Source organism: Paenibacillus sp. FSL H8-0175 (genome assembly GCF_045040615.1).
Classification (GTDB): Bacteria; Bacillota; Bacilli; order Paenibacillales; family Paenibacillaceae; genus Paenibacillus_AQ; species Paenibacillus_AQ odorifer.
The window spans coordinates 5,903,624-5,926,745 of the sequence record NZ_CP150299.1 but is presented as its reverse complement, the minus strand read 5'-3'; the positions used below and the strand labels follow the sequence as shown (position 1 = coordinate 5,926,745).

At 47.4% G+C, this 23,122-nt stretch carries 23 protein-coding genes; 13 read left to right on the top strand and 10 right to left on the bottom strand.

Translation table 11 applies throughout. The annotated features are described in order from the left end of the window. Positions 1–32 precede the first annotated feature (32 nt). The 3 genes from MHH46_RS26270 to MHH46_RS26260 all read left to right on the top strand — a co-directional run bounded on the left by MHH46_RS26270 (position 33) and on the right by MHH46_RS26260 (position 3,016). Positions 33–1,148, top strand: a complete 1,116-nt coding sequence (locus MHH46_RS26270; RefSeq protein WP_076134266.1) for a glycosyltransferase — start codon at positions 33–35, stop codon at positions 1,146–1,148. A 53-nt stretch (positions 1,149–1,201) separates the two neighbouring features. Next, the gene (locus tag MHH46_RS26265) at positions 1,202–1,372 is read left to right on the top strand and encodes a hypothetical protein (protein WP_179086339.1); all 171 of its coding nucleotides are present in this window, start codon (positions 1,202–1,204) and stop codon (positions 1,370–1,372) included. Positions 1,373–1,543: 171 nt separating this feature from the next. Continuing rightward, a complete protein-coding gene (locus tag MHH46_RS26260) occupies positions 1,544–3,016 on the top strand; it encodes a glycosyltransferase family 4 protein (protein WP_076130433.1) in 1,473 nt (490 codons plus the stop codon). A 258-nt stretch (positions 3,017–3,274) separates the two neighbouring features. On the opposite strand, the gene MHH46_RS26255 is transcribed toward MHH46_RS26260, so the two are convergent. Continuing rightward, entirely contained in the window at positions 3,275–3,586 is a 312-nt protein-coding gene (locus MHH46_RS26255; protein ID WP_143762796.1) for a hypothetical protein, read from the bottom strand. An 81-nt stretch (positions 3,587–3,667) separates the two neighbouring features. On the opposite strand from MHH46_RS26255, the gene wecB reads away from it, so the two are divergent. Genes wecB through MHH46_RS26215 form a run of 8 tightly spaced genes read left to right on the top strand, consistent with a single transcriptional unit; the run spans position 3,668 to position 10,626 of the window. Next, the gene (wecB, locus tag MHH46_RS26250) at positions 3,668–4,762 is read left to right on the top strand and encodes a non-hydrolyzing UDP-N-acetylglucosamine 2-epimerase (RefSeq protein ID WP_076195127.1); all 1,095 of its coding nucleotides are present in this window, start codon (positions 3,668–3,670) and stop codon (positions 4,760–4,762) included. Then, positions 4,752–5,738, top strand: coding sequence for a polysaccharide biosynthesis protein (locus tag MHH46_RS26245; RefSeq protein WP_036679704.1), 987 nt, complete (start codon positions 4,752–4,754; stop codon positions 5,736–5,738). Before wecB ends, MHH46_RS26245 begins: the two co-directional genes overlap by 11 nt. Beyond that, positions 5,735–6,574 (top strand): SDR family oxidoreductase, encoded by an 840-nt coding sequence (locus tag MHH46_RS26240; RefSeq protein ID WP_076195129.1) that lies wholly within the window; start codon positions 5,735–5,737, stop codon positions 6,572–6,574. Before MHH46_RS26245 ends, MHH46_RS26240 begins: the two co-directional genes overlap by 4 nt. Then, positions 6,571–7,542, top strand: coding sequence for an NAD(P)-dependent oxidoreductase (locus MHH46_RS26235; RefSeq protein ID WP_076195131.1), 972 nt, complete (start codon positions 6,571–6,573; stop codon positions 7,540–7,542). The genes MHH46_RS26240 and MHH46_RS26235 overlap by 4 nt, the downstream gene beginning before the upstream one ends. Further along, positions 7,539–8,255, top strand: a complete 717-nt coding sequence (locus MHH46_RS26230) for a glycosyltransferase (protein ID WP_076130428.1) — start codon at positions 7,539–7,541, stop codon at positions 8,253–8,255. Before MHH46_RS26235 ends, MHH46_RS26230 begins: the two co-directional genes overlap by 4 nt. 5 nt (positions 8,256–8,260) lie before the next feature. Next, on the top strand, positions 8,261–8,836 hold the full coding sequence (locus tag MHH46_RS26225; protein WP_076130427.1) for a class I SAM-dependent methyltransferase: 576 nt from the start codon (positions 8,261–8,263) through the stop codon (positions 8,834–8,836). A 33-nt stretch (positions 8,837–8,869) separates the two neighbouring features. Next, a complete protein-coding gene (locus tag MHH46_RS26220; protein ID WP_076141520.1) occupies positions 8,870–9,592 on the top strand; it encodes a glycosyltransferase in 723 nt (240 codons plus the stop codon). Beyond that, the gene (locus tag MHH46_RS26215; protein ID WP_076141521.1) at positions 9,589–10,626 is read left to right on the top strand and encodes a glycosyltransferase family 4 protein; all 1,038 of its coding nucleotides are present in this window, start codon (positions 9,589–9,591) and stop codon (positions 10,624–10,626) included. Before MHH46_RS26220 ends, MHH46_RS26215 begins: the two co-directional genes overlap by 4 nt. A 76-nt stretch (positions 10,627–10,702) precedes the next feature. On the opposite strand, the gene MHH46_RS26210 is transcribed toward MHH46_RS26215, so the two are convergent. Then, entirely contained in the window at positions 10,703–11,770 is a 1,068-nt protein-coding gene (locus MHH46_RS26210) for a glycosyltransferase family 4 protein (protein WP_076195135.1), read from the bottom strand. 201 nt (positions 11,771–11,971) lie between these two features. Here MHH46_RS26210 and MHH46_RS26205 point away from each other — a divergent pair, with 201 nt between their 5' ends. After that, positions 11,972–13,012, top strand: a complete 1,041-nt coding sequence (locus MHH46_RS26205; protein WP_076195137.1) for a YhcN/YlaJ family sporulation lipoprotein — start codon at positions 11,972–11,974, stop codon at positions 13,010–13,012. An 81-nt stretch (positions 13,013–13,093) separates the two neighbouring features. Here the strand turns inward: MHH46_RS26205 and nagA are convergent, their stop codons facing one another. The 8 genes from nagA to MHH46_RS26165 form a co-directional block, all read right to left on the bottom strand. Continuing rightward, a complete protein-coding gene (gene nagA / locus MHH46_RS26200) occupies positions 13,094–14,278 on the bottom strand; it encodes an N-acetylglucosamine-6-phosphate deacetylase (RefSeq protein WP_076130422.1) in 1,185 nt (394 codons plus the stop codon). Further along, positions 14,266–14,994, bottom strand: coding sequence for a glucosamine-6-phosphate deaminase (gene nagB / locus MHH46_RS26195; protein WP_076130421.1), 729 nt, complete (start codon positions 14,992–14,994; stop codon positions 14,266–14,268). The genes nagA and nagB overlap by 13 nt, the downstream gene beginning before the upstream one ends. Continuing rightward, complete coding sequence (locus MHH46_RS26190; protein ID WP_076130420.1) at positions 14,994–15,872, bottom strand: MurR/RpiR family transcriptional regulator; 879 nt, start codon at positions 15,870–15,872, stop codon at positions 14,994–14,996. The genes nagB and MHH46_RS26190 overlap by 1 nt, the downstream gene beginning before the upstream one ends. Positions 15,873–16,101: 229 nt before the next feature. Further along, entirely contained in the window at positions 16,102–17,082 is a 981-nt protein-coding gene (locus MHH46_RS26185) for a LacI family DNA-binding transcriptional regulator (RefSeq protein ID WP_076130419.1), read from the bottom strand. A gap of 197 nt (positions 17,083–17,279) precedes the next feature. Further along, positions 17,280–18,884 (bottom strand): FTR1 family protein, encoded by a 1,605-nt coding sequence (locus tag MHH46_RS26180; RefSeq protein WP_256717260.1) that lies wholly within the window; start codon positions 18,882–18,884, stop codon positions 17,280–17,282. A gap of 238 nt (positions 18,885–19,122) precedes the next feature. After that, positions 19,123–20,460, bottom strand: a complete 1,338-nt coding sequence (gene efeB / locus MHH46_RS26175) for an iron uptake transporter deferrochelatase/peroxidase subunit (protein ID WP_076130418.1) — start codon at positions 20,458–20,460, stop codon at positions 19,123–19,125. Positions 20,461–20,465: 5 nt separating this feature from the next. Next, a complete protein-coding gene (gene efeO / locus MHH46_RS26170) occupies positions 20,466–21,353 on the bottom strand; it encodes an iron uptake system protein EfeO (RefSeq protein WP_076130417.1) in 888 nt (295 codons plus the stop codon). Positions 21,354–22,415: 1,062 nt separating this feature from the next. After that, positions 22,416–22,583, bottom strand: coding sequence for a hypothetical protein (locus tag MHH46_RS26165; RefSeq protein ID WP_169744806.1), 168 nt, complete (start codon positions 22,581–22,583; stop codon positions 22,416–22,418). A 215-nt stretch (positions 22,584–22,798) separates the two neighbouring features. Between MHH46_RS26165 and MHH46_RS26160 the strand changes: the two genes are divergently transcribed. Continuing rightward, positions 22,799–23,023, top strand: a complete 225-nt coding sequence (locus tag MHH46_RS26160; RefSeq protein ID WP_019908812.1) for a LuxR C-terminal-related transcriptional regulator — start codon at positions 22,799–22,801, stop codon at positions 23,021–23,023. The last annotated feature ends 99 nt before the right edge of the window (positions 23,024–23,122 follow it).

The following is a 23,122-nucleotide window of genomic DNA, read 5'->3' as shown; positions in this document are numbered from 1 at the left end:
CGAGGATGATGATAAACAACAATGAATTTATTATGCCTGCACCACCGCTACCACTGACACCTCCAGAGGAAGAAAAGCTTCGTGGTCGTCTGAGTGGTTTTAAGGGCGGATATGATGAGGGATATTTACGGGGACGGCTTGCGATTTTAGATGGTCGGCCAGAAGAAGTATTTCCTGTACGGAATATTCATGTAATGTATGTGGCTTCTGGTAAAGGATATCCCTACTCTCCATTAGACGATGCAGTCCTCTACGCGCTGCAAAAATTAACCACACAAGTCACGATAACAGATGTGCGTCAAAACTTAGTGGAGTTAGCCGCCGCTCAAAGACCGGATCTGGTACTTGTGCTGGATGGTATGGATTTACCGCTTGAGCAGATCTCCGTTCTTCGGGCTAGCGGAATTAAGACAGCCATTTGGCTTACAGATGATCCTTATTACACTGATTTTACAGTTAAAATTGTGGCGCATTACGATTTTGTGTTCACGCTTGAGCGTAATTGTATTGATTTTTATAAGGGACTTGGCTGCCCTGAAGTTCATTATCTTCCTTTTGCCGCTCACCGCGAGCATTACCGTCCAACTACAACACGTTCACCATTGAATCGCGAAGTTAGTTTTATTGGCTCTGCCTATTGGAACCGGGTTAATTTCTTCCGTGAGATTCTTCCGGATTTGATGAACTATAACACGGTGATTAACGGCATCTGGTGGGACCGTCTGCCTGAGGCGGCACTTTATGGAGATCGAATTGAGATTGGTAAGTGGATGTCACCACAGGAAACAGCGGTAGCTTACAGCGGATCCAAAATCGTCATTAACCTCCACCGCTCGCACATTGATGAAGTAGTGAACAACAATACGCTTTCGATTCCGGCGGTATCTCCTAATCCGCGTACTTTTGAAATCGCGGCTACGGGTACGCTGCAATTAGTGGATGCCAGAGATGATATGGGATCTTTCTACAAACCTGGTGAAGAAATTGAGACTTTTGCAAGCCCTCAAGAAATGATGGATAAAATCCGTTATTACCTGACTCATGAGGAAGAACGCCGTGCGATTGCCCTGCGCGCTTTTGAACGGACGCTTAAGGATCACACCTACACCAAACGTATACACCAGCTGTTAACAGTAATTTATGGCTAGGTCATATGCCCGGAAATGGAACGGAAATGTGCGCTTACCAGGGGACAGGTGTCGTGCCGGCATCTGTTTTTCCCCGATATACTGTAGAACCGAACCTCAGCTTATGCCTGTGGCCTGATGAAAAGAAGCAACGTCTGGAGCGGGCTTGTATAGCGGAGCGGAAGCTACTGGCTAGATTCGAGAGCAGAGTGGAAGTGAAGGGGCGAAGCTCGGGAGCGAATTGAAATTGACTGACGAGATTCTAGAGCGAAGCGGAAGCGATGTTGCGAGTCACAGGAGCGACCATTTTCAAAGAGAGTTTTACTGCGAAGGATAGAACTTAGCGCAAAGTTTGTAAATTTTTTAAGGAGGTGAATGGCTGCTCCAGGCCCCTCGTTAGGGAGCGCCGAAACGCCATGGCTGACAAAGCTACAATCGTCCTCTTTTCACATGTATCCAATACACGCAGTATTACGGGAGCGGAGAAGCTATTGTTGTTTTTCGCTCAGGAGCTTTCTCCGTACTTTAATTGTATTCTCGTTGCGCCTCAGGACGGCAAGCTGACTTCTCAGGCTCGAAGCTGTGGAATAAGTGTACAGTTGCTTTCGATTCCTCTTTTATATGGAATGTACACTCCTTATGCAGGGTTGGAGGCAGATGCTCAGAAATTCCAGGAAAGCAGGGAGTATCACGAATTAACAGACTGGCTGAATTCCCTGCGCCCGGCGTTTGTTATTACAAGTACCTGTGTGCATGCTCTGCCAGCAATGGCTGCAAAGTCACTGGGCATTCCGGTGATATGGAAAATATCAGAGACGATAACAGACAATGAATATACACCTATTAGTGTAGGGCTGATTCTTCGGAATAGTGATGAGATACTAGCTATTTCACAAACAGCTGCAGCTTGCTTTCCAGAGGACGTGAGAGCGGAAAAAGTGATCCAGCTGCCTCCCTCTTGGAATGATAAAGAGATGATGATTGAGGCTTGGAGCAAGCTTCGGAGCGAACGGCGGCGGGAATTGCGGGTTAAACCGCATGAACAGCTGATCGGTTATATTTCTTCTTTTATCAACAAAGAAAAAGGTCTAGAACATTTTGTGAAAATGGCTGTGCTTGTGCACGCGGTTCATCCAAGCTCGAAATTTGTTGTCATTGGGTCAGCTGGCGATAAAAGCTATTATGAGCGTTGTGTCCGCAAGGTAAAGCTTGAGGGACTGTATACCCGGTTTAAATTTGTTGGTTATGCTGAATGTCTTCCATCTGCCTATTGCGCCATGGATGTGCTAGTGGTTCCTAGTCTGATCCGCGAAGGCTTCGGTATGACTGCTTTGGAAGGAATGGCTTTTGGAAAGCCCGTGATCGCTTACGACTCTGGGGGCTTGCGGGAAATTCTGCACGCAGCGGGCTGCGGCGAAAATCTCGTGCCAGCATCGGACATTTCCGCGCTGGCAGAAAGAGTCAACGTCATGCTGGCGCAGCCGGGATTAGCGTTGACTCTAGGCAGTCAAGCGCGGGAGCGCGTCGACGCCGTCTATGGTCCGGCGGCTTATCGGAGCCGCCTGCAGGGTCTTGCGGAGATGTGGAACCTCCGCTATTGCAGCGCACCTGCGGTGCGCGAGGCTGACAGCGTGGTGGTGGTGGAACCACCTGCTGTCCAGCCTGATTTACCCGCAGCGTCGCCGGCTTTGCCGCCGCGAAGCAAGGGCCTGCCGAGCCGCGTCGCCCGCAAGCGGCGCGGCAAAGCCCGGGCGCGCCGGCGAAGCGGGCGCCCGTTGGTTTTGCGCCGCGTTGCTCGCAAGCGGCGTAAAGGTTCTGCCCGGCGGCGCAGCACCGCCGGGGGCAAGCGCCGCCGGGCCCGCCGCGGTGGACGGCGGCGCGCGGCGTAAATGCCTCGATTGCAGCGAAGCGGCAAGCTGAGCACAAAGAGAGGCATATTTGCCCTCGAATGCGTCGAATTCGGCAAGCTGAGCGCAAAGAGAGGCATATATGCCCTAGATTTCGTCGAATTCAGCTAGCTGAGCGCAAAGAGAGGCATATATGCCCTAGATTTCGTCGAATTCAGCTAGCCGAGTGCAAAGAGGGGCAAATCTGCCCTAGAATGCGTCGAATTCGGTAATCTGAACGCAAAGAGAGGCATAAATGCCCTAGAATGCGTCGAATTCGGCAAGCTGAGCGCAAAGAGAGGCAGTTATGCCCTTGAATGCAGCGAATTTAGCTAGATGAGCCCAATGAGCGGTATAATTCCCGCTTATTGATCTCAATCCAGCAACCAGAGCCAAATGAGCGGTATAATTCCCGCTTATTGATCTCAATCCAGCAACCAGAGCCCAATGAGCGGTATAAATCCCGCTAAATGAGCTCATTCCAGCAACCGGAGCCCAATGAGCGGTATAATTCCCGCTTATTGATCTCAATCCAGCAACTTGAGCCAAATGAACGGTACATTTCCCGCTCAATGATCTCAATCCAGCAACCAGAGCACAGTCCGCTGACTGAGCCAAGTCAGACCATAATTAAACAGGCAGGGGAGTGAACTCATGAAGATCATGACGATTTTAGGCACGAGGCCTGAAATCATTCGCCTCAGTGTAATCATTCCGCTTCTCGACGAACATGCTGAGCGGCACATCCTGGTGCATACAGGCCAGAACTTCACCGCCAGTCTCAGCGGCATTTTCTTTGCTGAGCTGGGTCTGCGGGCACCGGATTATGTGCTGCAGGATAAACAAGCAGGACTAGGCGGCCAGCTTGCCGCCATGTTCGGAGGGTTAGAAAGTATTTTACTAAAAGAACAGCCAGATCGTGTTTTGCTTCTGGGCGATACGAACAGCGCGTTATGCGCGATTTTGGCTGAACGTATGGGAATTCCGGTGGTGCATATGGAAGCGGGCAACCGCTGCTATGACCTCCAAGTACCAGAAGAGAAAAACCGCCGTGTCATCGACGCCGTTTCGACCATTAATATGCCTTATACGCAGCAGAGCAAAAGACATCTAATCAGCGAAGGTTTCCCCAGCAGGCGTATCGTGTTAACAGGAAATCCGATCCATGAGGTCATGACCCACTTTGAGCACAAAATCCAGACTAGCGACATTCTGGAGCAGCTGAAGCTTACCGCAGGACAGTATTTCCTAGTCACGGCCCACCGTGCTGAGAATGTAGATGATCCAGAGTCCCTTGTACAAATTATGTCGGGTCTTAACGCAGTGGCTGAGCATTTTGGAATTCGTTTAATATGCAGCATTCATCCTCGCACTCGCTCCAAACTTACCGAGCAATTTTCCCTTCCAATGAACCCACTAGTTGAATTTCATGAACCTTTCGGATTTTTTGATTTTGTCTATTTGGAACAGCACGCCTTATGTGCCATCACCGACAGCGGGACTGTACAGGAGGAATGCTGCTTGATGAAAGTGCCAACAGTTACGATTCGCAGAACGACGGAACGTCCAGAAACAGTGGATTGTGGCAGTAATGTAGTCTCAGGTGTAGATCAGAAAAGTATTCTGCGCAGCGTCAAGCTGATGACGGCGCTCAATCGGGATTGGGAGGCACCGGAAGGATACATGACTCCGGATGTTTCGGTCAAGGTAGTTAAATTCTTGCTTGGAGGGAACCTGCATGTTCAATAATAAAAGGATTGTGGTCACAGGCGGAACTGGTTCCTGGGGGCATGAGCTGATTAGGCAACTTCTGCCACAAAATCCTAAGGAAATCATCGTATTCTCCCGCAGTGAATCCGCTCAAGTGGCGATGAGCCGGGAGTTTGAAGATCAACGTCTCAGCTTTATCATTGGCGATATCCGTGACAAGGATGCGCTGATTGCAGCCTGCCGTGGCGTTGATTATATCTTTCATCTGGCGGCGCTCAAACATGTTCCAGTCTGTGAAGATCAGCCTTATGAAGCACTCAAAACCAATGTAGTGGGAACTCAAAATGTGATCGAAGCTGCCATTGTAAATGGCGTTGAGAAAGCAATTTACATCTCTACCGATAAGGCTGCGAACCCATCCAACTTCTATGGAATGACCAAAGCGATCGGGGAAAAATTGTTCGTATATGCCAATCTGATTGGCTCAAACACCCGGTTCGTTACTGTACGCGGAGGTAATGTGCTCGGAACGAACGGCAGCGTAGTGCATTTGTTCATGAAGCAGATTAAAGATAAGGGTCAGGTACGCATTACGGATATGAAAATGACCCGCTTCTTTTTTACCCTACGCGATGCTATTACGTTATTATTTAAAGCTTCTGAGGTTAGCTTAGGTGGAGAAATCTTCGTCATGACTATGCCTACCTGCCGAATTATCGATCTTGCTGAGGTGCTGATTGAGGCTTCCGGAGAGTCCAATGTGAGTATTGTTGAGACCGGGATTCGTCCGGGGGAGAAAATCCACGAGATTCTGATGAGCGATTTCGAAAGCTTAACTACCGTTGTCTACGATGAACAGTATCTAGTAATTCTCCCTACGCTGAACATGCCGGAATTAAAGGCACATTATAGCGCTTATCCTCATGTCTCTTTCAATAGCTTCAGTTCAGAGACGAATCTGATGGATCGGGAAGAGATCAAAAGCATCTTGATCCGGGGAGGGTTCCTGCAATGAAGCTGCTTATCCTAGGTGGAAACGGTATGGCGGGGCATATGCTGGCGGATTATTTTCGCCGCCAGGGCAAGCATCACGTCTTCCATACAACCCGGGATAAGAGCGATCTTGGCGGGCTGTATGTAGATGCGAACGATATAGCCGGAGTTGAGAAGCTGGTCGATATCGTTTCCCCTCATTGCATTATCAATGCAATGGGGGTTCTCAATCAATTCGCGGAGCGTGACAAAATTGGGGCTTACCACGTGAATGGCTTTCTCCCTCATCACTTGTGGCGAAAGGCGGAGGATGTTCAGGCAAGGCTCATTCATATCAGTACCGACTGCGTGTTCGAAGGAACACGCGGAGGGTACACCGAAGAGGATGCTCCTGATGGAACCTCTGTATATGCAATTTCGAAAAGTCTCGGTGAGGTGCAAAAACCCGGGCATCTTACGATTCGCACTTCCATTATTGGTCCCGAAATCCGCTCAGGCGGTATTGGTCTGATGGATTGGTTCCTGGCGCAGAGTGGTAAAGTTTCAGGATACCGGCGGGTGATGTGGAACGGGGTCACAACGCTCCAATTAGCCAAAGCAGTGGATGTAATGCTGGATTCCCCCGTATCGGGGCTAATCCATTTAGCGCATCCAGAGCCGGTAAGTAAATATGAGCTGCTTCAGCATATTCAGGTGGCTTTTCATAAAGAAAATGTGGAGATCATCCCTGAGGATGAACATATTCAGGATCGTACACTAGTGAATACAAGAGCGGATGTCCTCTTGCCGCTGCCTTCATATCCTTTAATGCTGCAGGAACTGGCTGACTGGATGAAACAGTCAGAGATGTATTTATGACAGGTCAAAGACTTCTGATTACCGGAGCCGGTGGATTTACCGGGCAACATGCCGTTCGATTATTTTCGGCAGGAGGGGCTGAGGTTATCGCTGTATTGCGGCCGCAATCGACAGCTGCCTCCACTCTTTTTCCAGAAGGAGTAAAGATATATATTTGTGATTTAAGTGACCGGAAAGCAGTAGCTGAGATGATCAAGCAAACTACACCGGACGCTGTCCTTCATTTGGCTGGGAAGAACTCCGTACCCGAGTCATGGCTTAATCCCTTGCTTTATATGGAGACCAATGTGATGGCCACCTTATATTTACTGGAGGCTATGCGAAGCCTGCCGAGCAGTCGGATTCTAGTGGCTGGCTCCAGACTTAAGTTCAAACCGGGTGTGGTGGCTGGGCCACCACACCCGTACAGTCTTAGCAAAACAATAGAAGAGCTGGTGTCCCTCGCTTGGGGCACCTTATTTAAACAGCCGGTTATGCTGGCTGAGCCCTGTAATCTGATTGGTCCCGGTCCTTCCACCGGCTTCTGCTCTTTATTAGCACAGCACATTGTCCGAAGTGAAGGCCAGCCAGAAGAGGAAATACCTCCATTTAAGCTCTCTTCTCGTTATGCGCTGCGTGATTTTTTAGATGTAAGAGATGCCGTTAGAGCTTATGATTACATTTTGCGTAAAGGTACAAATGGAACCATCTATCGCATCGATTCGGGGAAGCAGCGGGAACTCGGGGAGATCGCGGAGCAGTTGCTCAGTCATTCTGTAGGTCCAGTGCCAATGGACTGGGGACCTGCAGATGCTGAACGGGCTATTTCAGAGATCGCAGCCACAGCGGATAAGAAGGTTCATTCAGAAGCATCAACCCCTGAGGCTGATGTGACTTCACTGGGCTGGCTTCCGGAAATTGGGCTTAAGCAATCGTTAATGGATATTTTGAATTATTACCGAGTTAGCGGGGAGGGGAGGTTGTTATGAGACCGAAGGTTTCGGTAGTGATTCCTTTTTATAATTGTCCTTATATTGAGCACGCCCTGCAAAGTGCGTTCTCCCAGTCTTGGGAACCTTACGAAATCATTGTTGTCGATGACGGCTCGCATGCCCATAGCAATCTAATTACACCGTATCTTTCCCGAATTCATTATTTGGGCAAAGGCAATGGGGGAACCGCCTCCGCACTGAATCACGGCATATTGAATGCAACGGGGGACTATGTGGTCTGGCTTAGCTCGGATGATTTATTTTATCGGGATAAGATCAACAATCAGGTTCTGTTCATGGAGCAGAACCACTTGTTAATCTCCTATACCAACTTTAATTATATTAACGCTCAATCGCAGCTGGTTCAGCTGAATGCTGCGCCATTGTTTCCTAGTCACTTGGATTACTTACGTTGTTTTTTACACGGTAATCCCATTAATGGCTGTACGGTGATGTTTAAACGAGAGGTGTTTGGAGCCATCGGACTTTTTGATGAATCACTTCCTTACACCCATGATTATGACTTATGGTTCCGCGCCATTCTGAACGGATATCCACCGGTGATGTTGAATCAATCCCTCACAGCTTACCGGACGCATGAGGGCATGGGAACGATCAAATATTTTGATGTAATTATGGCAGAGGCAGCTGCGACCAATGCCCGCTACAAGAATTCGCTGCAGCACTTGATTTCTTCTATGGGGGGCTGAAGGTAATGTACCGGGAAATTGAAGTGAATGACTTTCTGCCAGTCTTACTGGAACAGTTGAAATTCTGCCAGAGTATTCTGGATATCGGCAGCGGCACCGGTACCCTGCTTGAACGATATGAAGCCGCAGTAGTGCTTGGATTAGAAATTCACAGGCCGTACCTGCTGCATCGTCAATATAAGTCACCTCATATTATTCCGGTACATGCAGATGCCAGTCATATGGATAAATTATTCCTCCCCAAAACATTTTCAGCGGTTACCTTTATTGATTCAATAGAGCACTTTAATAAAAATGAAGCGAAGACTCTGCTAGGGATGGCCGAAAGAATCGCCAATAACCGAGTAGTTGTATTTACCCCTCGGGGCTTTTTTCCACAGGAGGGTATGGATCATTATCATTTGCAGGGAGAGCATTATCAAAAGCATCGGAGCGGGTGGGAGCCGGAGGATTTTATTGCACTTGGGTATGAGGTAACGGTACTTAAAGGTTTCCATCATGCCCAAAACCCATCGTTTCGTGAAGCATTCGGGGAGAGCCATGCACCAGTAGATGCCCTGCTTGCTTGTAAAACAGTATAAAAGTTGAGCTCCGGGTGAAGGAGGTGAGTGCGTATGAGTGAAGAACCTAAAGTATCGGTGATCATCCCATTTTATAACTGTTCGTATGTGGATCTCGCCATCCAAAGTGTCTTGGATCAAAGCTATCCGAATATAGAACTTATTGTAGTCGATGACGGTTCTACCCTATGGCTGGAGAAGTTGGCCCCCTTTCGTGACAGAATCATTTATATACAAAAGAGTAATGGAGGGACGGCTTCTGCTTTGAACAAAGGGATAGAAGTGGCTACCGGAACGTATTTTGCCTGGCTCAGTGCAGATGATCAATTTCACCCGGATAAAATCAAAAACCAAATAGAAAAGCTCAAAAGTACGGGTACTTTGTTTAACTATACAGCTTATTATTATATAAATGAGCAGGGAGAACGGATCTCAGATACGGTAAGTATGCTTTTTAGCAGCAGAGCCCATTTTATTGAGACTATGATGTTGGGTTGTCCGGTGAATGGGAGTACAGTTCTTCTTCATATGGATATATTTCGTGCTGTAGGAACGTTCGATGAAATGTTGTTATATACTCAAGACTATGATTTATGGCTGCGTATTTTACCGCATTTTAGCTGGTCTTATATTGAGTATCCGCAGCTTGATTATCGAGTGCATCAAGAGATGGGCTCAGTGATTTATAGTGAGGCGCAGAAAAGAGAGATAGAACAGGTACAAGCAAACCATCATGGGGTTCTATCGCATCTGCTGCTAAAGGAGAGAGGGGAATGAAATTAATATTTCCTGTTCTAACTCTATCTAGGGGCGGAGCACAACGGATGCTGGCAGAACTGGCTAATCGTCTGTCAGAGATCGGTCATGAAATTACGATCCTCTTGCCCAGCGATGGTGTCGTTGAATACGAGATAAATTGTGAATTGCGTTATGCGGCAGATGGTGATTTGTCGGCCAGCGATTTTCCAGTGGGGGACGTGATTGTCTCCAACTTTTATACCACAGTCGAGGTATCGCAGCAGGCAAGTAATGAGGGAAAAGGGATTCATATTCGTTTAGCGCTTTGCTACGAGCCCACTTTTTTACCTGACAATAGCCGTTCTTTTGCATCCTATAGTTTAACCAGCAATCTGCTTGTACTATCCCGTTGGCAGCAAGAAATCGTCCAGATGAATCATGGGATTAAGGGGACAATCGTGCCCATTGGTGTGAATCCTGTTTTTAGAAATTTGAACATTCGTGAACCTGAAAATAAGCTTGTAGTTTCCGCGGTTATGCGAAAGCCAGAGGGTGGATTCTCAGGCCATCGTGAACAAGACTATTTGCTTGAACAGTTAAATCGGGTCAGAAGACTTCATCCAGAAGTTGAACTTTATTTGATCATTCCTCCTGGTGAATTTGCTGAGTCGACTACCCTGCAAACTTTATTAGCGGACGAACGATATCATATAAGGACTCCTGCAAATGATACTGAGCTTTGTTACCATTATAGTGAGAGCGATATTTTTGTAAGCTCAAGTACGTATGATACGGGATCGCTACCAGGCATCGAGGCTATGCGTTGTGGAGCAGCGCTCGTTACTGTTTACTCCGGTGGAAATATGGAATATGGCAGGCATGGCCATAACTGCTTAATGTCCTACCGGTTTGAGAATCGGCTCGCGGATGATATCATAACCTTAATTAAAGACCCGGATTTACGCCAGCGGCTGGCTCGTAAGGGGGAGCAGGATTCACAGCATTTCACTTGGGAAAAAAGCACACAATTGTTTCAGAATGCACTGTTTGAGATCGTAGCGAGGAACTCTTAATAATATGTCCTTAAAATATAAAAAACCTTCAATACCACGTAAGAAGTGGCTTGAAGGTTTTTTTGCATGATATCGGTTAGAAGATGGCATAGGAATTCATCATTTCACGAAAAGATTGCGCATACTTCTCGGTTCCGAAGCGTGAGACCATATATCCTCTTCCTTGCTGGCGGAGACCCTCTCGCAGAGGAATATTGTTCATAAGCTCCAGTCCTTCGTTGACGGCAGTTGGAATATTGCCAAGCGGGTAAAATTTACCCGTGACATTATGAACAATAAAGGATCTGACACCATCGGAATCTGTACTAAGTACTGGACAAGTGCAGCAAATCGCTTCGGCAACAGCATATCCAAATCCTTCTGTAATGGAGGTAGCTAACAGGAATCCACCCGAATTAGCGATCGAGGAATAATAAATGGGCATTACATGATTAGGAATATTGGTAAAAGTACTTAGACGATCATTCAGTCCTAGGGCGCGTAGCTCCTCCTGAAAGGATTGTTTCTGATCCTCTGCGGCTAAATTAGGATCATGGAACATCCACAAATGAATATCTGGTTTATAAAGGCGAATTTCATGGGCGATTCTCAAATATTCCCGCCAATTTTTATTGCTCTCTAGCCGGCCTACCCAAGCGATAACCGGATTAGCGGGAGGTTCAGCAGGGATATGCTGAAAGGACTGGACATCAACAATATTCGGAATTACATAACGATGCAGCCAGGGACAGATTTCAATAAACAGCTCCAATAAATGATCGGTTGGCGGGATTAGTACCGCATTACAATAAGAACGTAAATAAGGGACGGCATCTCTGATCAGAGTTTCCGCATGACTGCGTTTTCCAAGGCCTTGAGATTCGTATATCATAATACCGCGGTAACCAAGTTCACGCAGACGTTTCAGTAATAAATAATCAGATGTAACAATAATGGCATCGTAATTATGGGTCTCCAGCAAATTTTTAATTTCTTCATCTGAAGATGAGACAAATACCGGAAAATTGGTCGTATTCTGGCCTGAACCCGGCATTAGATATAAAACATGGCATTCGATCCCACTTCGCTGGAGACTTTCACATCGCAGCTTATTTAATGTCTCCACCCCGCCACTCGGTACATAAAACGTAAATAGAACTTTCATGCACAAGCCTCCTGACTTTTGCGGAGTAATACCGACTTGTTGAGATATGGCTTACTGTTTATAAGATACGCCGATCTGCACTCGCGGGTGACGGTCAAAGCGGCATAGTTCCAAATCCTTTCAGGATAGCTTGTTCTTCAGAAGGTCATCCTAACGATCGTACACTGCACACATACAACATTAGAGATGGAGGATGAATTCATGTTGCGATCCAAGATCAGTATGTCAGTCTCAGCTGCATTGCTTCTCGGCTTGGTGAGTATTACAGGGTGTGGAACCAATACGGCAGAAAAATCGAATGTGCAAACCAATAGTGTCCGGGGAGTAAATGATGGGCGTATTGGTGTGAATTCCGTACGCGGTGGCACGCATAACATCACTAAGATGGAAGTTAGTCAGGAGCTTGCAGACCGGATTGCTGCAATGCCTGAAGTCCGCTCAGCGAATGTAATGCTTGCAGGAAAAAGCGCGTATGTAGCAGTAACTTTAAATGATGCAACTGCTGGCCTGCGTGCCAAAGGGACTCCATCGTATCGGGCAAAATCCTCAACCACTCCTCACAATTACGGACCGACAGGCGTAATGTCTGGTACAGGAAGAGTGAAAATTGGCCGTGATGGAATGAATGATACTGGAGCCGTAACCAATGGTATGAACGGAGCCTTAAAAGGTACTGTAAATACAGTTCCTGGTACAACAAGTACTGGACCGGCAACCAGAAATGGAATCAATGGCATGGGTAAATTGGGAGCGGGTATGTTGGGGACAGGAACAGGAACAGGTACAGGTACTATGGGAACAGGTACGACAAGAAACCATACTTATAATAATGGTCCTCTGCTGAACAGCAATGGCTCGAAACATGATGTAGATATGGGGATGGGAAAAGGTATGGGAACTGGAATGGGAATGGGCATGCGCAGTACCACTCCTAGTACCCATGATACGAATTACAGAAGTAATTCGACGCATATGTACAACACCAATAGCACGAATAACACAAATAACACCATAAATACAAGAGAAACAGAAACAGTTACCAAAGCAATTAAAGATAAAATTGCTGCGGAAGTTAAAAAACATGATGCGAGAATTAAGGATGTATACGTATCAGCAAATCCTGACTTCGTGGAACGCGCCAATGTTTATGCTGAAGAGGCTCGTGCCGGTCATCCGATAAAAGGATTTGTGGATGAATTCCGCACCATGGTTGAACGAATTTTCCCAACTCGTAATTATTAATGATTTTTGTGATCTAAATAAAAAAGCAACAATCTCACCATCTGGAGAGAATTGTTGCTTTTTTGTTTGGAGCTAATTTTATTAAGTGGTGATTGGACGTCCGCCGATCCATACGCCGCGAATATTAAATTCAGCATCAAGGCGTAGGATATCGCCGCGTTTTCCAGCCTCCAAGGAGCCAATGCTTCGTTCCATTCCAATGGACGCCGCTGGCGTAAGGCTTGCAGCGCGGGAGGCCTCTTCCAAGGTGAGTCCTACCTCTTGGATCAGATAACGGAAGCCGCGAATCATCGTTAGTGTGCTTCCAGCTAGAGCAGCGGGATTATCTTTAAGGGTAGCGATGCCATCTTGAACGAGTACAGGTAAATCACCGATTGTATATTCACCATCACTAAGTCCAGTTGCAGACATGGCATCAGTAATCAGTAATAAATTGTTCTCTTTCTTGAGACGGGTCAATATAGAAATGGCTGCGGGATGAACATGAATCCCGTCGGCTATAATCTCTGCGCGAATGCGCTTATCGAACAAAATAGCTCCAGCCGCTCCAGGCTTACGGTGATGTAGGGGTGTCATCGCATTGAACATATGCACGGCTTGGTTAAGTCCAGCATCTGCTGCGGCAATAACCTCTTCAAAGGAGGCATCCGTATGCCCGAGCGCTGCAGTTATACCGTGCTTGCGCAGCCAGAGAATAGCTTCGAGGGCACCTTCACGTTCCGGAGCAAGCGTGACTTGCCGGATCATTCCTGGATAATCGTTCTCCCATTGTGCTAGCCACTCAATATTGGCAGGAACAATATGCTCTGGATTTTGTGCGCCGGACCATTTCGGGCTGATGAAGGGTCCTTCCAAATGCATGCCTGCGATTTGTGTGTAAGGCATTTCAGCAGCGCGATAAGCGCTGACTTCGGAGAATACTTGGTCAATAGCAGACTTGGAAGCGGTCATGGTTGTAGCCAGCATTGTTGTTGTTCCTTGGGAACTATGGAACTTAGTGATGGCATTCAGCGATTCAGTATCACTGTACATAAAGTCGTGGCCAGCTCCACCATGAACATGTACATCTACAAATCCGGGGATCAGAAGATCCGTTGCTTGACCACTGGCAGGCCAATGCGCGTAACGCTCTGGAAGCCAAGCCGCATCGCCAGCATAGTGGATCTGCTCTCCAGATACGGCAATCACACCGTGCTCAATTAAACCTTGGGGAGTCAGTACCTTACCGAATAGCAACTGTTCTAGTTCTTTATTTATTTCAGCCATTTGCCTGCTCCTTCATCTACGAGAACGATTACATTTGGATGACTCTGCAGCAAGGATGCAGGGCATTGGGTTGTAATCGGGCCTTCCACAGCATTGCGGATAGCTTCAGCTTTGCCGGCACCACGAACCAATAAGAGGATTTGGCGTGCTTTTAGGATGCCTCCAATGCCCATTGTGATCGCTTGCCGAGGGACCTCATCCAAACTGTCAAAGAATCTAGCATTTGCTTCCCGGGTATCTTCAAGCAGGTCGACGACATGGGTTTTGCTGCTGAGGTTAGCATCGGGTTCGTTGAATCCAATGTGGCCGTTGCTGCCAATACCGAGAATCTGCAAGTCAACGGGTCCGTTTTCTTCCAGCATTTTATCGTATGCAAGGCATTCTGCTTCCATATCCGCTGCGTTTCCGTTAGGGATATGTGTCTGTCCTGGATCAATATCTATATGGTTAAATAATTGCTCGTTCATGAAACTGCGATAGCTTTGTGGATGGTCGACAGGCAAGCCGATATACTCATCCAGATTAAAGGAAGTTGCTTTAGAGAAACTCACAAGTCCTTTTTGGTGCATTTCAACCAATTTGGCATAAACCCCAACTGGGGAGCTTCCGGTCGCAAGACCGAGCACGGCTTTAGGATTGCTTTGCAGCAGGCTGGCAATAAGATTCGCACCCGTTTGTACGAAATCTTCATCACTATGGAACTTTAGAATATTCATTAGGATTGTCCTCCTCGTTTGTTTCGGTATTGTTGGACATTGAGATAAGATTGCTCCAGTCTAGGAATAAAATCCCCAAAACGGGTGCTGACCATTCCAGTGAACAAAATATCAATGATGTGAAGCTGAGCTATGCGTGAGGCCATGTCTCCCCGTCGCATGCCTTTCTCCAAAGATGAGGAGAATAGGGGGATATCCGCCAGAGTAGCCAAGGTGCTGCTGCCATAAGAGGTTAGTGCGATAGTGCTTGCTCCGCTAGCCTTCGCACACATCAAGGCATCAATGGTCTCGGGAGTCTCTCCCGAATAGGATACTGCGAACACGACATCACCTTCGGAGAGTGATGAAGCAGAGGTAATCTGCATATGGGAATCAGCAAAAGCAGTACAATTTACGCCTATGCGGATCAGCTTCTGATAGAAATCCTGAGCGACAATGGAAGAGGTCGCCATCCCGTACAGATCAACGCGGCGTGCTTGGCACAATAAATTAACTGCTGCCTGCAATCGCTCCAGATCTAACAGTGAGGTAGTATCCCGGATGGAGGTCAGATGGTTCGTCTGCATCGCTTCCACAATCACGGAGAGTGGGTTGCCGGCTACAATATCTTGATAAGAAGAGCCACCATCCTGCGGCGAGGCATCACTATGAGCAATTTCTGCTGCCAGCTTCACCTTGAAATCCGGAAAGCCTTTAAAATGAAGCACCTTACAGAAACGTGTGATCGTTGCCGGGCTTATTCCGCATTGTTCTGCTAATTCTGTAATGCCCATATGAACGATTTCGCCTGGTGAGGAGAGAATTCGTTCAGCCAGCTTTCGTTCCATTTGAGAGAGCTTGGCCTTCTCATGCTCGAGTGCATGCAGTATTGGGGACATCCATTCATCCACCTCGTTTCAATGGGGTATTGAAATTATTTTTATGATTATTAAATAAATGCAGAAAATTATTTTCATATTTAGGATAAAACAAATTCCATTCGGAAGCAAGGGATAAAAATGAATACTAAAGGGGAATATGCAAAAATAAAAAACGGTCTACTCGCAGAAGGCTGCAAAGTGGACCGTTAAAATGATGTAATTACGGAGATATAAGATGAAAAGGATACTATACTGTATTGCGTTCTATAATACGGTACTCAAGCTTGCGATGAACGGGTTGTCCATCATTTCGCTGGATCTGATCATAGATAATCCGAAAAGCGGATATGCCCATTTCAGTTAACTGATTATCTACAGTGGTCAGACCTAACGTTCGGCCGATAGGCTGATCATCAAATCCAATGACGGCCAAATCTTCAGGAATGCGGATACCCTTTTTCCAAGCTTCGATGATTAAACCAGCCGCTATATGATCGCCTGCTGAAATAATCAGGGCATCAGGACGATTCTTCATCTGCAGCAGTTGGTGAAGTACGCGGGCACCGTCCTCTTCGGTCAGACAGTTATAGATCATCCATTCATCATTGTAAGGCTGATCTGTAGCTTCTAGAAAGTCTCTAAAGGCAATTTGGCGGATAGAGCTGCTGCTGCCGTGTGGTCTTCCTTCACAGTAGCCAATATGGCGGTAACCTTTATCATTCAAATATTGAAGGCCACTGCGAAAAGCAGAATAATGCTCAATATATACAGAAGAAAATTGGCGTTCTCCCCTATCCTGACATACCACAATAGGACCATAAGCTGTATATTCTTCAATAGCTTCTGAGCTCATTGTTGAAGAGACCATAACTACACCGTCAATTTCTTTGTTCCGCAGCATCTCAAGCACCTTAATTTCTTCTTCCGTACGATAATCGGTTTGGCAGAGAACGAGCCGGTATTGAGCCAGCAGTGCTTCTTGAGCCAAGCCTGCAATAATGACTGAGAAATAAAATAAGTTGGTATACGGAATAATAACAGCTATAGCTTGAGTCCGCCCAGTGATCAGATGCACGGCGTTCATATTACGCGTGTAGTTTAATTTTTCAATAGTATTTAGGACTGCGGTTCGTTTGACTTCACTTACATAAGGGTGATTATTGAGCACCCGCGAGACTGTTGTCACAGAAACACCAGCCATACGGGCAATTTCTTTAATATTAGCCATTAGAGTACAACAGCCTCCCTTTTGTGCTTGTGTATAGTCATTTTATTTTATCATATTGTCCGCAAATTACCTCCCAAATAAAAAGCTTGCTATGGAATCCATTTCATAAATTAGACTGTAAATGCAAGAGATTACCGGACTAAACCGGCGTAACCACAAGGGCGTGACGGACCGGTATATCTATTGTATTAATAAAACTAAGCTGTTCGTGAAGCCTTTGGCGATCTGTTCCGAAACAGCTCCCACACAATAAACAGCAGGACAAGCAGCTGTGGAAGCAAGGTTTCCCAAGTGGGATACATGCCAAGCCAGTTAATTGAAGGCAAGCCCTCTTGTACATGTGCAGGAAGTTTGCCGGCGACCTGAAGCGAGTGAATGCTCTCCCCAAGAAAGCGGAATACTAGGTAATAAATCAGAATTGTAGCTGTACGGAAGAAGGCGGCAATCGGCAATTTTGCACTCAAGGAAATAATTGCATAACCTACAATACCAAGAATAATCAGAGCACATCCAATCCCAAGCAGTAATTGAGACAGCTTGATGGATGGAGCCATGCCCACATAAAAGATTGTAGTCTCTGCACCTTCACGTAAAATCGCAAGCGCTGCAACGGAGGACAGCGACCAAAGATTTCCTTTGGCCAGCGCGCCATCAACTTGCCTATCCACGTAGTTGTTCCAATTCGCAGTGTTTGATTTGCTATGCAACCAGCGTCCGATTGTGAGCATCATAACTACCGCGACAAGACCAGTAATCCCTTCAATCATCTCCCGTGCTCCCCCGGAAGCTGCCCGAGAAATGGTATAAGTGAGCACAACAGCCAATCCGATACTTGCGATGAGGCCGACAGCTGCACCGGACCAGATCCATTTTTGCGCTTTGGCGTTGCCATCACGTTTCAGGTAAGCAAGAAGAGCTGACAAGACGAGAATAGCCTCAAGTCCTTCGCGCAACAGAATCAAAGCGGCATCCCAAGCATTATAAGTGGTTTCACCAGCCAAAGGCGTTAGTTCGCTAAGCATATTGTTCATGATGGTTAAAGCTTGATCCAGTTTAGGCGGATTTGAGAGCAGGTAACCTGTGACAGCCGCACTCTCATTTTCGATATTGTTGTAGACTGTTGGTGAGGCGATCTGGACTTGCCCTTCGGCAGAAGGCCAGGCTACGATGAATTGCTCCATGATGTTAGCGGCTTCTGTGCTGTTATTGTCTTTGGCAGCGGAGGATGCTTTGTTCAGGTAGCTGATTAATCCCTCTATAGAAGCTGGTTCACTGGAAGTATCCCCAGCGTCAATGGTTTTGCCTTCACTGTAATCAGCCAGCAGTTGATACAGAGCTTCTGCTTCCGATTTCGCCGATGCCTCGCGAAGCGGTTCAGCCTGCAGCGCAATCCGCAGCAGGCTTATTCGCGTCTCCAGCAGGCTGTAAACGGCGGAATCGTCCGCCCGGATGTTGCGCTCCGCCGGCTTCCATCCGCTGACGATGTCGCGGTACGCTGCCGCTGCCGCGCTCCAGTCGGCGCTGCGCGCCGCATCCCGCGTGCGTTCCGCCGCGGGCAAAAGCTTCGCCGCCGTCTCGCGTCCGGCGGCTCCAGTGTCACCGCCGACCGTGCCGGAGGCGGCGGTGACGTACGCGTCCACGCTTCTCGCGAGCGTGGACAGTGCGGTTTTGGCGGGCTCGCCGCCGCCCGCCGCAAGGGCTTTCGCCGCGTCTGCAAGCGCGGCGTCAACGGCAGCAGCCGGACCGGCGAGTGCCGGGTCCGGCGTGCCTGTGTTCGCGGTGCGCCACAGCGCAGCGAACACTTCTACATCGGCCGCGGCCGCGTCCCAGCGGCTCTGGCCGGCTTCGACGAGTGCGCTGCCGACCGGCGGCAGGAGCTCGTCGACCGTGCCATCGCCCTCCACCCCCGCGGGGCTGGAGAGCAAAAGCATACACAAAAAGCCAAACAGAATCAGCAAGGCAACCTTTGGCATTTGCCGTTTAGGATGCGTAAGAGATAACATCGGGATAATCCCCCTTCAATAATGGACAGCCATAAATTTAGCTTAGTAGTGTTTCCCCGATAAAGCCGCCACTGCGGACACCGGGGAAGCAGGCAAATACCGCGCTGCCGGTGTGAGTCATATATTCGTTCAGGAGATCAGTCTTAGAGAGGCGCTGCTGAATGGCAACGAATTGTTTCATTAAATCACGTTGAAAGCTAATGAATAACAAACCTGCATCAAGCTGGCCCGTGGTGACGTCCAAACCGCTGGAAAAAGAGTAGGAGCGGCGCAGCATTTTGACTGTACCGTCACCATGCGCCAATGCGGAATGTGAATTCACCGGAATGACAGGTTTCCCGGAAGCGTCCGCAGCTGAAAGATCCAGATCATCGAATTCATCCTTAGCTCCGAGTGGAGCTCCGGTGTGACGATAACGCCCGAAGGTAGCCTCCTGATCACTTAGCGACGACCGATCCCAGACTTCAATACGCAGACGTACCCGGCGTACCGCCATATAAGTGCCGCCGCTCATCCAAGAAGGACCGTCACTGCTGCTGTTCCAGACCACTTTGTTCATTTCAGCGTTATCGGTTGTATCGGGATTGCCCGTGCCGTCTTTGAAACCCAAAAGATTGCGTGGCGTAGCCCCCTTGGGATCCGCTGCTCCAGTGCGTTGAAAACCTTCCTGTGTCCAGCGCAGTACAGCAGTCCCCCGGGCGATACGCGCCAGATTACGGATCGCATGGAATGCGACCTGCAGATCATCCGCACAGGCTTGCACACAAATATCCCCGCCACACCATTTCGGATCAAGATTGTCACCCGCAAATGCCGGAAGATCGGCCAATAGGGCTGGGCGTTTCGAAGCTAAGCCGAATCTTTCATCAAAAAAGGAAGGACCAACACCAAAGGTCAGCGTACACCGTGCAGGGTTTAGCCCGTCCGCTTCCCCGGTGTCTGAGGGTGGAAGATTGGGGTTGTCATTTACGTCACCAATAAGCTCGCCAGTAGTAAGAGCGGCAGCGGCAGTGGTCCATGCTTGCATTAGTTTTTTCACATCGGCCAGTTTGGTTGTGGTGAAATCAAAGGCAGCAAAATAAATAAAGTTCTGTGCAGGTGTCAAAATCCCCGCCTGATGGCTCCCATAAAAAGGAATGGAACTGGAATCACCTTCTGCGGATTTCGTTGGCTCAGCTACAGCATTACGCGCAGCCATAATTCCACCGACACCTCCGCCCCCTAACAAAAGACCAAGGCCAGTGGCGCCAGTAAGCCGCAGCATATCGCGGCGGCTTAATTTTTTACCAAATATAGGCTCATTCTTCGATTGATCATTAAGAGGGGGACTTTCAGGATTACCTGGTACTCCAGTGAACTTGTTATGTTTATTCATGAGGGTCACACTCCTAGAATAGTTCCCATATTGGACAATGGCTCAGCCAAGGCGTCCAAATTCTGACTCAGTTTACGTACTTCATCTTCTTTCAGCTCTTCATAGGAAACATATCCATCTCCAGATTTGAAAGGGGCAAGCTCAGCTTGCAAGGCAGCGAATCGTTCACCAATGGTTTTTTCAAGATCGGCATCTTTTTTTGCTAGTTCTGGTTTTAACAGCTCGTATATCTTTTGCGCACCCTCAACGTTTGCGACGAAATCATACAGGTCTGTGTGCGAGTAACGTTCTTCCTCTCCGGTTACTTTGGAGGAGGAGACCTCATTTAAAAGCTCAACAGCACCAGTTACGAGCAGATTCGCGTCGATCTCAACGGTCTCCACTTTCGCACGCAGCAGCTGTGCATCCTTCAGCAATTGGTCAGCAACTTCTGTCATGTCTTTAGTTGTATTGTCCTGCCAGAGTGCTTTCTCAAGCTTGTGGAAACCGCGCCATTCTGCCGCATCTACATCATTTTCCCGGGCATCGATATTTGGGTCCAAGTCACCAAGGGCTTCTGCAATAGGCTCAATCCGTTCATAATACATGCGGGCAGGAGCATAGAGCGCCTTAGCCTCATCAATCTTGTCCTCTTTTACAGCGTTGGTGAAACTCTCTGTTTGCTTCACAAATTCATCACATTGCTGGATGACGTATGTGCGATATTGATCTATAGCTGACGTGAAGTCAGCGGTGGCAGTCTCCGGTGTGTTGGTAGCTGCTGCAGTCGTCGGTGCGTTGGTGGCTGTAGTGCTGTTGGCAGCAGTATTTGTAGAGTTGTTGTTATTGGCACATCCAGTGAACAGTATGGAGGCCGCAAGTAGACTTGCAGGCACAGCATAAGTAAATTTCATTAAAAAAACACCCCTTTTTTTATATCTAAATGATAATCGTTATCAATTATGCTGGACTTATCATAAGTCCGTATACAATTACTGTCAATATAAAAATGTGATGTATCTCATTGTAATAATGGCACGACAAAAAACTCCCAGGGTCGGGAGTGTGTTTTGTAGTAATGTATCCGATTACAATTGAAAAAGCAGAATAGTAACCGCGCCAGCAAACCAGTGAACGTACACAGTAGTATGTAATGGGCCCAACTATTCTCTTCGCATATTCAGCAACAACGAACTCAGCTCTAGTCTCAGCGAACCTTTGCGTGAACGCAGCAGTAACCGATATTTTGATCTTTGCGCATAAGCAGTAACTAAAGGACCCAGATGACACTAAATGCAGCATTATTCGATATTTGAGCCGCTATCGGACCGCATAGTCGCTATTGGCTTAGAAAGTACCCTATATGAGCCTGTTTCTAAGGAATAGCGTCACTGGAGTCCGAAACTTCGCTCAAAAGGCGATAAATTTGTTAATAACGCCATCTGGGTCCGAAAGCCTCAGTAGGGGCGGTGAATAGACTATTGAAGCGGGCAGCCGACCCGTCGAACCAGCGAACCATTGCGCGCACGCAGCAGTAACCGCGCCAGCAAACTTTTGCGCATAAGCAGTAACTAAAGGACTCAGATGACACTACATGCAGTATTATGCGATATTTGAGTCGCTATCGGACCGCATAGTCGCTGTTGGTTTGAAAAGTACCCTATATGAGCCTGTTTCTAAGGAATAGCGTCACTGGAGTCCGAAACTTCGCTCAAAAGGCGATAAATTTGTTAATAACGCCATCTGGGTCCGAAAGCCTCAGTTGGGGCTGGTGAATACACTATTGGAGCGGGCAGCCAACAGCCTACAACATAAAGCAGCGATTCCCATTAATGGCGAATCGCTGTTCTAAGTCGTTTACGATGTTCAAATGAAGGGAACCGTCTCATTTATAGTTAATTAAGCTGTTAAAGTGACAGTTCCATTCTTTGAAGGTTTGATCTGCTTAAGAATAAGATCAAGGCGTCATCCGCTTTTTATCGTTCATTATGGGATTCATGATCTGCAGAGGGTTGGTTTTCGAACACTTCTGCAGCTTCCTCTGCAGAAAATTCAGGTTCGAATTTACCTACGAGTGGTAATTTGTTTAATTTCGTTGTTTGTACTTCTGCTTTGGTAGGTTGATTGTTTTTTGAATGGCTCATACATACACCTCCTTTAATAAGGAACAACAAACCGTAGTTTGCCCTGAAAAAAGATGTTCTTATTCATGAAAATTTCAGACTTTTGCATTTGAATGAACTAAGCCCATTTTATAATTGTGACAGCACCATTAACATCAACAATACATAATATGTTTTGACTGTATCCCTTTACCTTGTTATACCAAACAAACCCAGGGCAAGGAGGGGTGACACCATTGAAGGGGAACGAACACCACAGCAAATTTCTGTTGACTCATCGTGAGCGCGAAGTTTTTGAGCTTCTCGTGCAGGACAAAACGACTCGTGATATCGCTGGCTTATTATTTATCAGCGAAAAAACAGTTCGAAACCACATTTCCAATGTAATGCAAAAACTAAACGTTAAAGGCCGTTCACAAGCGGTTGTCGAGCTGATCAAGCTTGGGGAGCTGAAAATATAGCTGGCCATGTCTTCGGAAGTGACGCGTTTAAGCCTTCTTTTGCCCTTCGGGGCAAAGGGAGGTTTTTTGTTTACTCACCAAAACAACTGAAGAGTGAGT

Bases quoted from the DNA above. Each gene is read 5' to 3' on its own strand.
- MHH46_RS26270 (WP_076134266.1), top strand. From the start codon at position 33: ATGCCTGCACCACCGCTACCACTGACACCTCCAGAGGAAGAAAAGCTT.
- MHH46_RS26260 (WP_076130433.1), top strand. From the start codon at position 1,544: ATGGCTGACAAAGCTACAATCGTCCTCTTTTCACATGTATCCAATACA.
- wecB (WP_076195127.1), top strand. From the start codon at position 3,668: ATGAAGATCATGACGATTTTAGGCACGAGGCCTGAAATCATTCGCCTC.
- MHH46_RS26245 (WP_036679704.1), top strand. From the start codon at position 4,752: ATGTTCAATAATAAAAGGATTGTGGTCACAGGCGGAACTGGTTCCTGG.
- MHH46_RS26240 (WP_076195129.1), top strand. From the start codon at position 5,735: ATGAAGCTGCTTATCCTAGGTGGAAACGGTATGGCGGGGCATATGCTG.
- MHH46_RS26235 (WP_076195131.1), top strand. From the start codon at position 6,571: ATGACAGGTCAAAGACTTCTGATTACCGGAGCCGGTGGATTTACCGGG.
- MHH46_RS26230 (WP_076130428.1), top strand. From the start codon at position 7,539: ATGAGACCGAAGGTTTCGGTAGTGATTCCTTTTTATAATTGTCCTTAT.
- MHH46_RS26225 (WP_076130427.1), top strand. From the start codon at position 8,261: ATGTACCGGGAAATTGAAGTGAATGACTTTCTGCCAGTCTTACTGGAA.
- MHH46_RS26220 (WP_076141520.1), top strand. From the start codon at position 8,870: ATGAGTGAAGAACCTAAAGTATCGGTGATCATCCCATTTTATAACTGT.
- MHH46_RS26215 (WP_076141521.1), top strand. From the start codon at position 9,589: ATGAAATTAATATTTCCTGTTCTAACTCTATCTAGGGGCGGAGCACAA.
- MHH46_RS26210 (WP_076195135.1), bottom strand. From the start codon at position 11,770: ATGAAAGTTCTATTTACGTTTTATGTACCGAGTGGCGGGGTGGAGACA.
- MHH46_RS26205 (WP_076195137.1), top strand. From the start codon at position 11,972: ATGTTGCGATCCAAGATCAGTATGTCAGTCTCAGCTGCATTGCTTCTC.
- nagA (WP_076130422.1), bottom strand. From the start codon at position 14,278: ATGGCTGAAATAAATAAAGAACTAGAACAGTTGCTATTCGGTAAGGTA.
- nagB (WP_076130421.1), bottom strand. From the start codon at position 14,994: ATGAATATTCTAAAGTTCCATAGTGATGAAGATTTCGTACAAACGGGT.
- MHH46_RS26190 (WP_076130420.1), bottom strand. From the start codon at position 15,872: ATGTCCCCAATACTGCATGCACTCGAGCATGAGAAGGCCAAGCTCTCT.
- MHH46_RS26185 (WP_076130419.1), bottom strand. From the start codon at position 17,082: ATGGCTAATATTAAAGAAATTGCCCGTATGGCTGGTGTTTCTGTGACA.
- efeB (WP_076130418.1), bottom strand. From the start codon at position 20,460: ATGAATAAACATAACAAGTTCACTGGAGTACCAGGTAATCCTGAAAGT.
- efeO (WP_076130417.1), bottom strand. From the start codon at position 21,353: ATGAAATTTACTTATGCTGTGCCTGCAAGTCTACTTGCGGCCTCCATA.
- MHH46_RS26165 (WP_169744806.1), bottom strand. From the start codon at position 22,583: ATGAGCCATTCAAAAAACAATCAACCTACCAAAGCAGAAGTACAAACA.